Genomic DNA, 14,014 nt, shown 5'->3' on the forward strand with positions numbered 1-14,014 from the left:
ACTCAACAATGAAAAAATATATAAAAAATAGCATTTCAAGACTAGTGCCTTTTGTAGCATTGGCAATGCTTTCTAGTTCTTGTTCAAAAGATTTTCTCGAAGCAGATCCGCTTTCATTTTACGAACCCGAAACTACGTTTTCTACAGAAGCAGGATTACAAGCAACTTTAGCACTTTGTGATAAACAATTGCGCAATAACTATATTCACTTTGGCTATTCTGGTGTTAGCGTGCCAATTGGTACAGAGTATCTTTTCTCTGATATGGCACAATATGGAAAAACAGATACAGGAAGTAATATCGCTGATTATGCCAACACTATTGTTCCTACTGGAGATTATAGAAGAGATGCAGGTGGAGAACATATTTATCTTGGATTTCTTTGGACTGAAGCCTATACAGGTATTAAGAATGCAAATACTGTGTTAACCTATATTGACAAAATAACAACTTTATCAGAAGAAGTTAAACGTAAATATATCGGGCAAGCTTATTTTCATCGAGCATACCGTTATCTTAACTTAGTATACCAATTTGGAGACATTCCTTTGATTACTAAAATTTTAGAAGTTCCTAAACAGAGTTATTATTCTACTAAAAAAGAAGCCATCATCGAAATGATTACGGCCGATATGGAGAAAGCTGTTGAATGGGTGCCAGAACAAGCCAAAATTGGATATATTGGAATGATTAGTAAAGGCGCTTGCCGTCAATTACTGATTAAATGTTATTTAGCATCTGGCAAATTTGCTGAAGCTGAAGCGCAAGCCAATATTCTGATTAATCAATCTGGTTATGCTTTGGTACAAGGAAATTTAGGAATTTTTGATCCAGGAGGAAATCCAACTGCATGGCCAATTACAAGAAATGTAATCTGGGATTTGCACAGACCAGAAAACAAAGTCATTGGTTCTAATACTGAGGCTATCTTGGTAGCGCCAAATGGAGGCGCACAATCCTTTTTAGCATTTTCATCTATGAGAATTTTTGGTCCAAACTGGAACGATGCCAACTTAATTACTCCTGACGGTAAAACAGCAGCGCCTCGTTTCCCATTGACTGATAAAACAAATTATAATGCAAAGTATGATTATCAAAGAGCGATCGGGCGCGGTATTGGTACAATCAGTGGTTCTTATTATTCACAGCATCCTATGTGGGTGGTAAATGGTGTTGAGGATAAAGTAGATCTTAGACATAACAGTACTGTTGGTAACTGGGTGAACATGGAAAATTTGAAATATGCTTCTGGTGCTGGCGGAAGTGCAACATGGGCTGGTCAAAATTTCAGAATGAAAGATGCAGCGGGTAAATTGTTAGCACAAGATTCTATTCGTGACTGGTTTGATTTCCCTCACTACAAAATCTTTTATCATGATGTTGTGGCTGAAGCCAATCCAGCAGCAAATGACTTTCAAGGTGCTACTGCAGGAGCAAGCGCACATATGTATATTTATCGTTTAGCAGAAACTTATTTATTGCGTGCTGAAGCTCGTTTTTATCAAGGCAATGTTTCTGGAGCAGCTCAAGATGTGAATGTAGTAAGAACACGAGCAAAAGCTTCACAAATGTATACCGCAGTGACTATAGGTGATATTTGTGCAGAGAGAGGTAGAGAACTTTACATGGAAGAATGGAGAAACGTAGAATTGAAACGTATTTCGCACTGTCTGGCTCTAAGCGGAAAAGCAGATGAATGGGGAAATACCTATAATAAAGACACTTGGGATAAACAATCAGGAAAAGATGCAACTGGCGGGAGTTACTGGTGGCAACGTATTGTTCATTATACATTGTACAACAAATATCCAGCTGGTATTTCTCTTAAACCAGGTGTAAAGTTTTATTCTATGGACAAACGCAATAATTACTGGCCAATTCCTTATAGACTTGCAATAGAACCTAATATTAAAGGTCAGCTAAGTCAGAATTTTGGCTATGATGGTTATGACGCAGGAGTAAAAGTTTGGGATAAATGGCAAGATGCTGTTGATGATGAAAGTAAAATTTAAATTTTCATTTAAATACATCTTAAAAACAAAAAACCGAGTTAAAGTGTATTTAACTCGGTTTTTTTTATGGAATCTAAAATAAAATCATTCCCTTAAATTTATTTGTCGATAATTGACGCGAGCTTAGAAAAATTAAGAAAGAGCGAAAGTAAAACTTCCGCTCTTTCTTTCAACTAACTTAAACTAAACTTACTATAAAAGAGATTAATAGCCAGGATTCTGATAAGCCGCTTTTTCTTCGGGCGTCATTTGCATACCATCAAGCTGGCTTGTCGGTATTGGGCGTAGATAATTCTCAGGCGTAATTGTTCTTGTAAAGACTTTAACACTATGGTCTTTCCAATCATTTGGATTAGTGGCTCCTGCAATTGAAAATGAATTTCCATATTCAGTCCATTTTTGTGTGCGCACTAGATCATACCATCTGTAACCTTCTCCAAAATATTCTCTGGAACGTTCAGCCAAAATATAATCAATATCTATAACTAAAGGAGTTGCTGCCGTCATTGCCGCACTGTTGTCCTGCGTTTTCGCTTTGTTTCCATTATTATCAAAAGTCCACTTTCCAGCACGAGCACGAATCACATTAATTAAATCTCGCGCTGTTTTTCCTCCTTGCACAGATGCTCCTTTAACAGCAGCTTCAGCAGCCACAAAATAGAGCTCTGAGAATTTGGCTATTGGAAAAGGGCGTGTGCTACTTCCGTTAGGAGACCCTAAACCTGTTCCGTTATCTGTACGGTAAGGACCTAATTTCCAGTTTCCAGGATAACATATTCTAGAAATTACCCTTGGTTCAATTACAAAATCTGCTCTTCCTGGCAAAACTCCTGCCCCAATCGAACTATTAAACACCGAATTCGAATAATCAATTCCTGGAGTATCATCATTTAAAAACGTCAGAACTGCGTCTCCATTTGCTATAGGAAGATAATTTGCATTGTATAATACTGGAGAGGTAATTCCTGCTTTTGCCCAGTTGCCACGGTAAACTGTGGTAAAGGTGCCATCATAACGCGAATCATTTGTTTTATCGGCAAATGTCTTTTTAAATACTTCTATAGGTGGCGCTAACATAGTCCAAGGTCTTCCTAAATGCTGTTCTGCCTCACGTTGCACAGAACTTACAGATGCCCAGTTACTCTTGCTTGAAGAACTTCGTACCCCAGTATAGTTAAACTGACCGAACCATCCGGCAAAATAATCGGTGCTAAAACCTCCTCCACTATAGCTAAGATCACCACCGTTGTAAAGAGAACTTGTCTCAGTGTGATCTGCATATAAGAGCATCTCTTTATTACGGTCATTTTTACCTACGCTTACTTCATAAAAAGAAGGAAGCAATCCAAAAGGCCCTGGATTATTAATTGCTTCTACTGCAACATCATAAGCTTGCTGATAATACCAAGCAGCGTCATGTCCGTCTAAATCTTTACGGTCGCTTAGCGGGTAAGTCGGAATATTATTTGGGTTTTCAAGCCACCACGCAAATGTCAAGTAAGCTTTTGCAAGATAAAAGCGTGCTGCCGTTTTAGTAAGACCTCCTGTTACACGCCCCGAAACAGGCAAATCTTCAACTGCCTTTTTTAAATCTGGAAATATCGCTTTACTATAAACTTCAGGAACTGTATTACGCACAGAAGTTCTTACTGTAGAAGAATTAAACCTTAATTCTCCCGCCCCTAAATCCAAAGGCACACCGCCAAAAGTCTGTACCAATAAGAAATAATCAAAAGCTCTAAAAAATCTCGCTTCAGCAATCAATGCAGGAGAAATGGTTCCAATTTTAGAAGCATTTTCAATTACACCGCTTGCTGTGTTGATATTTGGAAAAGTATTTCCCCATACAATACCCGTATTACTAGTTTGAGCGTTAATAACTCCAACGCCAGAAAAATCAAGATTCTTAACATTTCCATCTGAATTCTGCCCCCAAGTTGACTCATCAGTTGCGATCTGTCCTGTATTTAAAAAATAACCACTTCCGTACATGTATCTTAAATGTCCATACATAGAAGTTATTCCTCCCATTACGCCTTCCTGAGTAGAAAAATAGTCTGGGGTAAAAATAGCCCTCGGATTTTCTTCTAAAATATTATCGGAACATCCTGCCAGAAAAATTGAAGCAAGTGCCGTTATAATGCATTTTTTTACTTTAATATGTTTCATTTCTGTCTGTTTAAAAAATTATATTAAGTCCCAAAATCAGATTGCGCGACTGAGGTGTATTATACCCTACCGTTAATAAACGGCTTAAATTTCCTGAATAGGCAACTGCCATATTTGATGCGTCATTTGCATAAGAGTTAGTCTCAGGATCCAGTCCAGATACTTTGTGATATGGAGAATAAATAACCCATGGATTCTGAATCGTACAATATAGTTTCAGCTTTTCCATACCTGCACTTTTAATCCACTGCTTATTCAAACTGTATCCAAGAGTAATGGTTTTTAGCTTCACAAATGAACCATCAAAATAGCCCGAAGTCGAACCATACTTAGGATTGTTACTTTCTGTAGGCCCTCCTGGTTTTGGAAATTGGGCATCTGTATTCTCTGGCGTCCAGTAATCCACATCAATTTGTCCGCGACGACCATCATTAATATTTAAATATCCATTAGAACCATAAAGCGTACTATTTAAAATACCTCCGCTTTGGAAAAGACCAACTAGGCTAATATCAAAATTTTTATAGGCTACTCTAGTGTTAAAACCACCTTGAAAATCAGGATCGGCATTTAAAACTTGTCTGTCTTGTGCCCCAATCAATCTTGTAGGAGTTCCATTAGCATTATAATCTCCAGTATAGGCAACCCTTATCATACCCGCTTGGCCTGCAGGACCTTCGTATTGTTTTGCTTCAGCATCAGTTTGCCATATTCCAACTTTTTTATAATCATATATAACATTAAGAGGCTTTCCAACAAACCACCAGTTATTCTGATCTTCTGTCATGCCTGAAGCCAGAGATACCAGTTTGTTTTTATTGCTGTAGATATTAACACCTGCATCCCAAGTCCATCCATTATAATTATCCAGAATTACACCATTAAGGCTAAGTTCCCAACCTTTGTTTTCAGTTGATCCCACATTTCCGACATACGAACTAACTCCTGAAGTTACAGGAAGATTAACACTCAATAGAAGATCTTTTGTATCAGTTGTATAATATTCAGCTGTTCCTGATAAGCGATTATTAAAAAGAGAAAAATCCAATCCAACGTTAGTCGTTATAGAATATTCCCATCCTAAATTAGGATTTGGAAGAGTCGAAACATAATACCCTGTTGCATTGCTTGCTCCAAAATTATAAGGTCTTGTGCTTAAATATCCTAAAGTTGCATAAGGGGCTACCGACTGATTTGAGGTCTGTCCGTATCCTCCTCTAAGTTTTAATGAATTTACCCACTTTACATTCTTCATAAAAGACTCTTTGCTAATATTCCATCCTGCAGAAAATGCTGGATAAGTATGCCACTGATTAGAAGGTGCAAGACGAGATGATGCATCTGAACGTACTGTAGCACTGATCATGTATCGATCTGCATAAGAATACATTACACGACCCATATAAGAAATCAAACCGCTTTGAGTATAGGCTTGATTGCCATTGTTTATTGTAATATCATCATTATCTCCTGTTGAGGTTTGTCCCAAATTAAAATACTGGAAACTATCTCCTGCGATATTTCTTCTCGAAATTAAAGAACTATTATAAGTATCCTGTGCTGATGAATACATCGCTAAAGCATTAATCTTATGCTTTTCAGCAAATGTACGATCATAGGTAAGCAGTGTTTCAACGGTCCAGCTTGTAGACTGCGAATTTCCTATTGAAGCCACATTTGGATTATCCGGATTAGCATTAAAAACCCCAATACCGGTATAAGTGCCTGAATTACTTGTTCTATAATTTCCTCCTAAATTAACACGAGCTTTTAATCCGTCAACTGCTGGTATCTTAAGTTCGCCATAAATCGAATTATAAGAACCAAAAGCCTTATTGGTATCTGCCCATTTATCGCCCAGATTTCTCATGCTTTCTCTTGTATATACCCAGTTTTCGTCTTGAGGCATTTTTACTGTTCTTTTTAGCGATCCATCTTCATTATAAGGATTTGCAATAGGCGACATGCTTAAAACTCCATACATACCCAAGCTAGCACCATCAGTTATACTGTAATTATTATTAGAAGAAAAACCTATTTTGAAAATACCAATTTCTTGATCCAAAGCCGCACGAATAGAATATCTATTGTACTCAGATCCTGGAATTACAGCCTGATCTTTATAATAATTAACGCCAACATTATAATTTCCATTTTCTGTACCTCCTGTAACTGCAATATCATGATTGGTCACGATTCCGGTTCTGTAAAACAGATCTTGCCAGTCGGTATTTACATCATCGGCTTCATCGATTCCGTTAACCAGATTCTTTCCTGCCAGCTTACGGAATTCAACATATTTTGGCCCTTCCATCATTGGATATTTTACAGCAGTCTTATATCCAGTGTAAGTACTATAAGCAATCGAAGTTCGCTGTCCTTTACTTCCTCTGTTACTTGTTACCAAAATAACCCCATTTGCACCTCGAGATCCATAAATTGCTGTCGCTGATGCATCTTTTAAAATATCGACACTTTTAATATCTTCAGGGCTTATATCTGCTAGCGTACCCGAAAACGGAATACCGTCAAGCACTACCAAAGGATCATTGCCAGCAGTTAGCGATCGCGTTCCGCGAATACGAATCTGCATAGCAGCACCCGGTTTGGTAGAAGTCTGTGTGATCTGCACACCAGGAAGACGTCCTTGCATAGACTGAGTAATATTGGCAGAAGGAACTTCTCGTATTTCGCTTCCCTTAATTGAAGCAACAGATCCTGTTACAGCTTCTTTACGCTGGGCTCCATACCCAATCACCACTACTTCTTTTAAATTATTAGAATCTTCCTCTAGCTTTACATTAATTTTTTTCTGTCCATTAACTCCTACTTCACGGCTTGTAAAACCTAAAAAGCTAAAAACAAGCACTCCATTAGAAGGCACATCAATAGAATAAGTACCATCAAAACCGGTACTAACACCAGTCTTTGTTCCTTTTACATTTACGTTCGCACCAGGAATTGGTCCTTTATCATCTGAGACTGTTCCGGTGACCGTTGTCTGTGCATTCGACTGAATCGAAAAGACAAACATTAAGATCAAAAAACCAAAGCAATTGAGAAGCTTTGATTGACTTGCAACAAAAAAGTTAGTCATAAAAATTGATTTAAATTAAAATATGGTTATGGTTTAGTTAGCATATCAAACCTATTATCTAAACAAAAAATAAATAAGTTTAGAAACAAATATATATCTTTTTTATAAAAAACAATCGGTTGTGTAATTATTTTTTTATTTATTACTCAAAAAACGAACACAAAAAAAACATTATACATATTTAAAGTCTGAATTATATAGAAATAAATCAATTTACAGCTGCGGAATCTTTTGCAAAACGAGCAAAGATTGTTGTAGAATTATAGAAAAAGTAAAAAAGCAGGTACTCTACTTAGAGGATCTAAAACTAACAATAAACACAAAAAATGCAGAAAAAATAAGCTATAAGCTTGAATATACTACAATTACATTTAAAATCTCAAAAAAAAAGATTCTATAAAAGCAATCTAAAAACAATCGGTTGCCTCATTATCGTAATTTAAAAATATTTTTGTGTTACAAGATAATGACTCAGCAGAAAATCGAAATGTGAATACCGTACAGCAAATGTTTTAAAATCTTAAATATCCATGAAAACAGGTATTGTATCTTGTGTGCTACAATTGTAAATTTGTTTTTACAACATAAAAGACAAATTAATGATTGCAAGATATTCGGCTCATCTGTTAGAAAGAATTATTTACAGGATACAAGCTACAGATAACATTTGTCGTTTAAAATTGAATCTATGATCCTTGCAACCTTCCTTATCCAAACCCAATTAATCTAAAAAAAGAAGAAAGAAAAATGCCTACTATGTAAAACTTCACATCAACAAATGTTAAATATTAAGTAAACTCCCGTAAACTCTAATCATTTTGCTTATATTTGTAATAGGTGATTCAAGAAACAAACTTTAAAATGTCTTATGGTGGCTGATGAAATTCTTCAGATATCATTCAAAAAAGTAAAATTTTAATCCTCGTTTCAGAAGCCTAAAAAAAATGTAATACCAAATAGCCCCAAGACTATGAAAAAAATTACTCTAATGATCTGCCTGTTGTTTGCCGCAAGCGTAAACGCACAACAAGAAAAAGGAATTATCGGATATGCGAACTGGCTAGACAACTGGACAGAATTTAAACCGCAAAAAGCTGATTCTAAAGAAGCTAACCAAATACTTGCAGGAAATATTACCGAGAACACAAAACTGATGAAAAAAAACGTGTACATTCTGCAAGGAAATGTATATGTAACTAATAATGCCGTTCTGACTATTGATCCAGGTACGGTAATCATCGGAGATGCCGCAAGCAAAGGAACCCTTATTATTTCTAGAGGAGCCAAAATCATTGCAGAAGGTCAAGAAACCGATCCTATTATATTTACTTCAAATGCCAGCATGAAAAAAGCAGGTGACTGGGGAGGATTGGTAATCCTTGGTGATGCACCTATAAACAAATTTGGTGGTGCAGGCTCATACAATATGGATCTAGACCCTAGCCTTACTGTATACGGAGGAAACAATGTAGCAAGCAGTTCGGGTGTTTTAAAATTTGTAAGAATCGAATTTGCTGGCCGAAAAGTAAAAGGAGCAGATAGTTTTAACGGACTTACTGTTGCAGGTGCCGGAAACAAAACCGTATTGGAAAACATTATGGTGAGCTACTCTGGTGGCGATTCTTTTGCCTTTTATGGCGGAGATATTAATGCTTCTCAGTTGGTTTCGTATAAATCAATTAATGACGATTTTAAAATCACACAAGGAGCACAATGCCGTTTGTTCAATTCATTAGCCGTTAGATCATCGTACTTATCCAGTAACAAAGACGGTTCAAGATGCTTAGAAGTAAAAGCTTATGAAAAGAAAGGTGAAACAGACTTTACTAGAAAATCTACTTTTGTTTCGGCTTCTAATCTTACCATGTTGAATGATAGCGAAAATATTAAAGCTGATATACAAGCAGGATTAGTAAAAGAAGCAATTTATGTGGCTGACAATACCTCTTTAGAATTAAAAAGAAGTGTTGTTTCAGGATTTAATCCAGCCGTTTTATTAGATAGCCAGACTGCAATAAATTCAGACAACTTAAAGAAAATCAAATTTGAAGAAATGTTTTTTAACCAATGCACCGGTAACATTTTTACAGAAAACAACAAAGACAACTCTGATTTAGAAAACTGGTACGGTAACAGCATTTTCTCAAATGTATATTCACAAACTGACAATAAAGAAACTTTTGTGGACATCTACAATACTAGAAGACCTGACTACAGATTACAGCTAGGAAAAATTACAGCATCAAGCGGCAAGTAATTTTTTTTATATCGCAAACAAAAAAGGAAACATCTCAAAAGCTGTTTCCTTTTTTTGTACACTTTTCTTTCTAAAAGCATATATCACAATAAAAAAAGCTTGAGAAACATCTCAAGCTTTTTTTAAGTTATTTATCTCGCAATCATTATTTGCTGAAATCGTAGCTAAGAGAAGCACCAAGTCCAAATTGAAATGTTGACGCATAATCAGTAACTGCCACTGGCCCCCAATAGTAATCCCAGTAATAATCATATCCAACAGCTGCCGACATTGACTGAAGATAAGCATGAAGATTGATTGATAAAGGCGAATTGGTCTTTACCTTTACACCACCTTTAATTTCCCATGCAAAGTAAGTTCCGTTACCACTTTTTGGAGTTTCAAGAATAGCAACCCCTAAACCTGCACCTAGAAACGGAAGCGCCTTTTGAGAGCTTGATCCGAAATAATACGTATAATCTGCTAATATGTAATTAATAGCACCTTTGTCGTCTCCTGCATTAACTTGAGTTCCAGGAGGAATAGGGTTACCATTATTTGGTATAGTAGTCTTTGTATATAACGGCATACTTGTATCTAGTCTATTGTATTTTAATTCTATAGAAGCATTGTCCATTATAAAATATTCCAAACCTAGACCGTACTCAAAACCGTCTTCTACTTTTCCGTAAGAAGAATCAAAATCTACCCTGTCTGAAAAGGTATATCCTCCGTATAAATTAAGCAAAAATGATTGAGCACTTTGTGCCGACATCGCCAGCGAAAAGAAAAAAACGACAACTAATAAATGATACTTTTTCATAATTTTTAATTTTAATTTACAATTAATGATTTTTTTGCATGGTGGCTACAGTTGGGAGTTTATTTGACGTAGCACTTGTTTAACTTTTATGATTAGTTTAACTGTCTCAAAGTTATCTCACAAAAACATCTTACCATAAAAAAACAAGATCAATCATGTTGCAAATTATAAAATGAAACCATTTTATCGAGTAGTCTCTTTAGTTTAACCCTATACAATCTTAAGAACGTCTTATAGCTATATCATAAGATTCAGCTCTTATAACAACACATTTAGACAAATTCAAAACATTTATAGTAAAAACTGAAACACGGTTTTCGTAGTCCCATTTAATTTCGCTTTAAAGATATTCACCCAAACCGAATATCAATAAACCGATTACACTATGAAGAAAACCTTTAACCTATTTCTGGCATTTACATTTACCGCATTAAGTTCTTCTGCAAAACCTATTCAAGAAGATCCATCGCCACTTTGGTTTACAAAAACGACCGAAGTAATTCATTTTCAATTAAACAAAGCCGCACAAACTTACCAACCAGGGAAAAATCCGCGATCTGTTAATCCAGACGGAACTGTTCGTCTTGCAGGAATAACCGACTGGACAACGGGTTTCTTTCCTGGAAGTCTTTGGTACGGATATGAACTTACAGGTGACAAAACAATGGCAGAAGAAGCTAAGAAATTTACCCTTGCCTTAGACTCCATCAGAAACATCAAGAACACACACGACGTAGGTTTTATGCTGTATTGCTCTTACGGAAATGCCTATAGAATTACAGGAGACAAAACATATCTACCTGCTTTGGCTGATGGAGCTGCAAATCTTTATGCACGTTTTAGCCCAGTAGTAGGCACTATCCGTTCTTGGGATTTTCCTTGGTTGCATTATCCCGTGATTATAGACAATATGATGAATTTGGAGTATTTATATTGGAGCGCCAATCAGTTCGACAAACCTGAATATGCAAAAGCAGCCAATACACATGCTTTAACTACTATTAAAAATCATTTTAGAAAAGATTACAGCTCTTATCATTTAGTAGATTACGACCCAAAAATGGGTAAGGTCTTACACAAAGGAACTCATCAGGGTGTTACGCATGAATCTTCATGGGCTCGCGGACAAGCTTGGGGATTGTATGGTTATACGATGTGTTACGCAAATAGCAAAAATCCTAAGTTTTTGCAACAAGCAGAAAACATTGCATCATTTATTATGAATCATCCAAGAATGCCAAAAGACAAAGTCCCTGTTTGGGATTTTGATGTGCATAATGCTTTAGACACGGCAGAACTTGCGCCCCGCGATGCTTCGGCTGCTGCTGTTATTGCTTCTGCCCTTTTAGATTTAAGCACTCAGGTAAAAGATGGAAAAAAATATATTGACTATGCCGAAGAAATACTAAAATCTTTATCATCTGATGCTTATCTGGCTAAACCTGGAGAGAATCATTTCTTTTTATTAAAACATAGCGTGGGCGCTTTTCTGTATAACTCAGAAATTGATACACCGCTAGATTACGCCGATTATTATTATTTGGAAGCATTGAAGAGATATGCTGCAATTAAAAAAATTGAAATCTAAATTAGATGAAAATGCGTCTTTTTATAAAAACTTTCGTCTTCCTCTTTATTTTACTTTTAATGCAAAAAACTTTTGCACAAGAAGTTAAGATAACCAAATCTAGCTTTAATGCTATAAACCTTGATTATAAAGGACTTGAAAAAGTAAAAAAACTGGTTTCTTCATCCAAATATGAAGAAGCAGCAAACCGACTATTAGATTATTATCGAAATCGCACCGATGTTCAGCATTTGAATTTTAATGCAGCTGATTTAGAAAAATTAAAAGGAAAAAAGGTTAACAACAACACCTTAGAACTTGCCAATAATATTCTAATACACAAATTTAAACCGCATAAAGGCTATCCAGCTTATAATTACGGACAAGATATTAATTGGCAATATCGTCCTGTACAAGATCAATTACTGTCTACTTTTTTACACAGAACTGCTTTCTGGGAATCATTAGGTATTGTTTATAATAGTTCTGGAGATGAAAAATATGCTAAAGAATGGGTTCTCGAAGTACGAGATTGGATTAAAAAAAACAAACAAGGCACCTATTCTGACGAAAAAGATTTTGCATGGAAAGCTTTTGTGGTGTCTTTCAGGCTTAATCATTGGTCTTCGTATTTCAATATGTTTTTGAATTCGCAAAACTTCACTCCTGCTTTTTTAATGGAATTTTTAAATTCTTATAATGAACAGGCAGAATATATATCCAATAATTATACAGATGTTGGAAACCATAGATTGTACGAAGCCCTGCATATGATGTACGCAGGAAGCTTTTTCCCTGAAATGAAGAGTGCTGCTGCTTGGCGCAAAAGCGGAATTACAGTTTTAAATGAAGAAATTCAAAAACAAATATTACCTGACGGAGTTCAATTTGAACTTTCTCCTTCCTATCATATCGGAACCATTAAAATATTTTTAGATGCTTTACAGATTGCTCAATTAAACGGAATAGAAACTGAATTTCCTGAAAGCTATAGTAATCTAGTCGAAAAAATGGTGCTTGCTGTGGGCAAATATTCGTTTCCAGATTATACTTTTCCGTTGTATGGAAACTCTTTTTTAACAACGAAAAGTGCTATGCTAAAGAATTATCAGATCTGGGAGAAAGCTTTTCCAAAAAATGAAATTATTAAGTATTATGCATCAAACTTTAAATTAGGGAAAAAGCCTGACTATTTATCAAGCAGTCTTCCATATGCTGGTTTTTATGCTTTTAGAAATGGCTTGGATACCACTGCAACTGTAATGCAGATTAAAGCTGGACCTCCAGCTGAGTTTCATTCTCATCCTGACAATGGCAATTTTGCTCTTTGGGTAAAAGGTCGAAATTTCACTCCGGATTCAGGTAGTTTTGTTTATGCAAATGTAGGCAATCAAGAAAATTCTAAAAGAGATTGGTATAGATCTACCAAAGCACACCAAACTTTAACACTTGATAATCAAAACATAACAAACGATGCTAAACTATTAGAATGGCAACCTGATGGAAACACTCAGATTTTGTCTTACAGTAATCCGAGTTATACAGATTTAAACCATGAAAGAACTTTTCTTTTTATCGATAACACTTTCTTTCTAATAATTGATCGAGCAATTGGAGCCGCAACTGGCAATCTAGGAATTCATTATAATTTTAAAGAAGATAGCAAAGCTTCAAGTAATTCCTCAGACAATAGCATTACAACTCATTATGAAGATGGAAATAATTTATTGATACAAGTAGTTAATAAAGGAAAAATTGCTTTAAAAGATGAATCTAGTTTTGTTTCGTATGAATATCAAAAAGAAACACCTAGACCTGCTTTTGCTTTTGAAAAAATAAAAAACAATCAGCAGACACAAGGCTTTATTACCTTATTACTTCCATTCGATGGTCAAAAAGCTCCAACAGTAAAAATTACAGAAAACCCCGAGCATAATATTTCTCAGGGAAAAATTGATCTAAATATTACTATCAATGGAAAAAAAAGGCATATAAAGAAAAACCTTGTTCATTAGATCTAATCTGACGAAAAAATCAATCAAAACTATAGTTTTATTTGAGCTTTTTCCAAAATTAAAAACAATACAAAGCTATCTTTGATATGATAATA

Annotated in this window: 7 protein-coding genes; 4 read left to right on the forward strand and 3 right to left on the reverse strand. The window is 35.5% G+C overall.

Features of this window, described 5'->3' with window-relative positions; translation table 11 throughout:
• The first annotated feature begins 8 nt into the window (after nucleotides 1–8).
• On the forward strand, nucleotides 9–2,012 hold the full coding sequence (locus RB618_RS17295) for a RagB/SusD family nutrient uptake outer membrane protein (RefSeq protein WP_308069887.1): 2,004 nt from the start codon (nucleotides 9–11) through the stop codon (nucleotides 2,010–2,012).
• Nucleotides 2,013–2,216: 204 nt separating this feature from the next.
• Here the strand turns inward: RB618_RS17295 and RB618_RS17300 are convergent, their stop codons facing one another.
• A complete protein-coding gene (locus RB618_RS17300; RefSeq protein WP_308069888.1) occupies nucleotides 2,217–4,181 on the reverse strand; it encodes a RagB/SusD family nutrient uptake outer membrane protein in 1,965 nt (654 codons plus the stop codon).
• Nucleotides 4,182–4,191: 10 nt separating this feature from the next.
• The gene (locus RB618_RS17305; protein ID WP_308069889.1) at nucleotides 4,192–7,278 is read right to left on the reverse strand and encodes a TonB-dependent receptor; all 3,087 of its coding nucleotides are present in this window, start codon (nucleotides 7,276–7,278) and stop codon (nucleotides 4,192–4,194) included.
• A gap of 970 nt (nucleotides 7,279–8,248) precedes the next feature.
• On the opposite strand from RB618_RS17305, the gene RB618_RS17310 reads away from it, so the two are divergent.
• On the forward strand, nucleotides 8,249–9,535 hold the full coding sequence (locus tag RB618_RS17310) for a hypothetical protein (RefSeq protein WP_308069890.1): 1,287 nt from the start codon (nucleotides 8,249–8,251) through the stop codon (nucleotides 9,533–9,535).
• A 145-nt stretch (nucleotides 9,536–9,680) separates the two neighbouring features.
• On the opposite strand, the gene RB618_RS17315 is transcribed toward RB618_RS17310, so the two are convergent.
• Nucleotides 9,681–10,337, reverse strand: a complete 657-nt coding sequence (locus RB618_RS17315) for an outer membrane beta-barrel protein (protein WP_308069891.1) — start codon at nucleotides 10,335–10,337, stop codon at nucleotides 9,681–9,683.
• 385 nt (nucleotides 10,338–10,722) lie between these two features.
• Between RB618_RS17315 and RB618_RS17320 the strand changes: the two genes are divergently transcribed.
• Both RB618_RS17320 and hepC read left to right on the forward strand, forming a co-directional pair.
• Nucleotides 10,723–11,925: a glycoside hydrolase family 88 protein gene (locus RB618_RS17320; protein ID WP_308069892.1), complete on the forward strand. Its 1,203-nt coding sequence runs from the start codon at nucleotides 10,723–10,725 to the stop codon at nucleotides 11,923–11,925.
• A gap of 11 nt (nucleotides 11,926–11,936) precedes the next feature.
• Nucleotides 11,937–13,919 (forward strand): heparin-sulfate lyase HepC, encoded by a 1,983-nt coding sequence (gene hepC / locus RB618_RS17325; protein WP_374121137.1) that lies wholly within the window; start codon nucleotides 11,937–11,939, stop codon nucleotides 13,917–13,919.
• The last annotated feature ends 95 nt before the right edge of the window (nucleotides 13,920–14,014 follow it).

The organism is Flavobacterium sp. LHD-85 (assembly GCF_030929595.1).
In the GTDB taxonomy this organism is placed as follows: domain Bacteria; phylum Bacteroidota; class Bacteroidia; order Flavobacteriales; family Flavobacteriaceae; genus Flavobacterium.